Origin of the sequence: uncultured Thiodictyon sp., assembly GCF_903946935.1 — a bacterium.
GTDB lineage: Bacteria > Pseudomonadota > Gammaproteobacteria > Chromatiales > Chromatiaceae > Thiodictyon.
In genome coordinates, this window is the sequence record NZ_CAJAXH010000213.1 from 1 (window position 1) to 2,427 (window position 2,427).

The window sequence follows — 2,427 nt, forward strand, 5'->3', positions numbered from 1 at the left end:
CACACCGCCGACACCCAAGCTGCCTCCCGCAGAGGTTTGGATCAACCCGCCGGCCGCAGGCTTAACCGAGATCCAAGAGCCTCCCGAGCAACACTAAATTCGACACCCCGGTGTCTCATTTTCATTGACACATTCCGAAGGGCCGGATAGCCGCACCATCCGTCTCCCGCGTTCAGGCGACTCGGACATTGCGCGCTTTCGCCTCACGCCCAAGTCGATCGACGCCGCCCAGGCCCAGCGGCAGATCCAGATCACGCTCTGGCATCGGGAGACCTTTGTCGGCCAGGTGTCCAGGGACCTGACCGTCTACGCGGATCGGCCGCCCGTTGCGCCGGAGAAACCTCGTGAGTCCGAGGCGGTCCCATCGCAGATCGAATCAAGCTCGAGCCCCGCGGCCATCGCGGCAGTCGCGCCACAGCCGCTGCTTTCAAAGTCGGCGCCCGGCCTCGCTCGGCCTGAGCCTAAGCCGACGCACCAGTCGGCACCCGCGCCCATCGGCATCATCGACAAGGAGGCCCCGGACTTGACCGTCTTCCTGAACTATCCGGCCCCCGGCACCGGCGGCGAGGGCACGGTGACGATCCACTCGCACTACCAGCAATCCGTGACGGCAGCCCTGCCCGCCGCAGACGGGCTGGAGGAGTGGTTGCGCGCCCTGGATCTGGGGGCGACCAAAGACGCGACGCGACGCCCGGTGCAATGGTCAGATGGCAAGCAGGGACAGGACCAAGACCCGCGGCGGGCCATTGACCGGATGCAGAGTCTGGGTGAGGACGCCTACCGCCGTTTCGCCCCGGCGGTCTTCCAGAACGCCTATTGGGACCTGCGCGAGCGCCTGGGCGGTCGCTTCGACTCCATCCAGATCATCACCAACCAACCGTTGGTCCCCTGGGAGCTGATGCGCCCGAGCCGCAAGGACAGGACCGACGACTTTCTAGGGATCGCCTTTCGCATCGGGCGCTGGCACCTGAACCGCACGGCCGGGGTCTTGCGCAGCCCGGATCAGCAGCAGGTCTTGCGGGACCTGATTGCCATCGCACCGGACTATGCCGGTGTACAGGGCCTGCCGGCCGTATCTGACGAGTTGCGAGGGCTTGCCCGGTTTACCGGCTATCGGCGCCTGGACGCCCGTTATGAGTCACTGCGCGACCTGGGCCAAGACCCTCAGCGCCCCCGGGGAATCATCCACTTCGCAGGTCATGGCGAGGCCGCCGCGGACGCACCGGCCAGCCAGTACCACATCAAGCTGGAGGACGGCGACCTGGACCCGCTCGCCTGGCATGCACTGTTCAAGCAATCGAGCGCGCATCCCTTTGTGTTCCTCAATGCTTGCGAGATCGGCCAGGCCCGCCCCGTCGGCTTCTTCGTGGAGGGCTGGGCCCCGGCGGTACTGGAAACCGGCGCCAGCGGCTTCGTGGGGGGACTGTGGCCCCTGCCGGACCGCAGTGCCGCCGCATTCGCGATCCGGTTCTACGCGGAGCTGGTTGGGCACCTGGAGCGCAACGGGGAGGCGAGCGTGGCCGAGGCCTTGCGTCAGACACGGACCCACTTCCGCGAGACCGGAGACCCGACCTATCTGGCTTACGTCTTCTATGGCGACCCGGAGCTTCGGTTCCAGGCAGGGCGGCCGGTGGAAAACGACGCGCGCACTAAGCCCTAGGCCGACTAGGCCACCTACGCGAGGACACATCCGTTTCGACGGGGGCGGACCTGGTAGCCCTGCTCGCCTGAGAAACCCCCGCGGATAGTGTCGGTAACGTCCCGGGCCAGTGGCAATGAGATCAAGGGAACTATGAGCCGAATCCGGGGCTGCGTTGCCGACCCTATTTCAACTTGAGCGACGTACCCTTGTTGATGATCAGCTCAATCCCCCGTCCCGCATCGACCTCAAGGACCGGGAAGGTGTTTTCCGCCATCTTCATGTAATAGTCGGCCAACTTGTCCATCGCCCCGCCGACCCCACCGGCAAAGCCGGCCTCGGCCGCCTGGGGGGTGAACATGGACTGGAACTGGACCTGGCCGCCGGTCGCGGCGTTGCTGAACGGCGTCGCCGGGACCTGGGTGAACACCTTCGAGAACGCGGTGAGGAATCCGGCCTGTAACGCCTTGGCGAGCAGGGCGCCCTGCTTGCTCACCAGCCGGCCGCGGATGCCGACCTTGCCGTCTTCGCCGACCGCGTAGGCGTCGAGCGGGACCTCGATGACCCCGCCGTCGATGCGCACACAGGTCAAGGTCTCGGCACGCAGGTAGGCCCGCTCCGACCCGAGGTCCCCGAAGCCGCCGACGATCACAAAGCACTCTTTGACGTCCGCGCGGAACCGATTGGGCAGGAGCGCGTCGTGCTTGATCCGCACCAGGGCCGGGGTCGGCTGCTGCCGGGCGCCCTGCCCCGTGGGGGCGTCCAGGCCGTTGAGGAGCACGCCGGTG

The 2,427-nt window shown here is 66.8% G+C and carries 2 protein-coding genes; one reads left to right on the forward strand and one right to left on the reverse strand.

The genetic code is table 11. The features are described 5' to 3' along the window. The first annotated feature begins 124 nt into the window (after positions 1-124). Positions 125-1,660 (forward strand): CHAT domain-containing protein, encoded by a 1,536-nt coding sequence (locus tag QZX93_RS18010; RefSeq protein ID WP_295388369.1) that lies wholly within the window; start codon positions 125-127, stop codon positions 1,658-1,660. Positions 1,661-1,823: 163 nt separating this feature from the next. On the opposite strand, the gene QZX93_RS18015 is transcribed toward QZX93_RS18010, so the two are convergent. Beyond that, positions 1,824-2,427: TraB/VirB10 family protein (locus QZX93_RS18015; RefSeq protein ID WP_295394810.1), on the reverse strand; the 604-nt coding region annotated here is incomplete at its 5' end.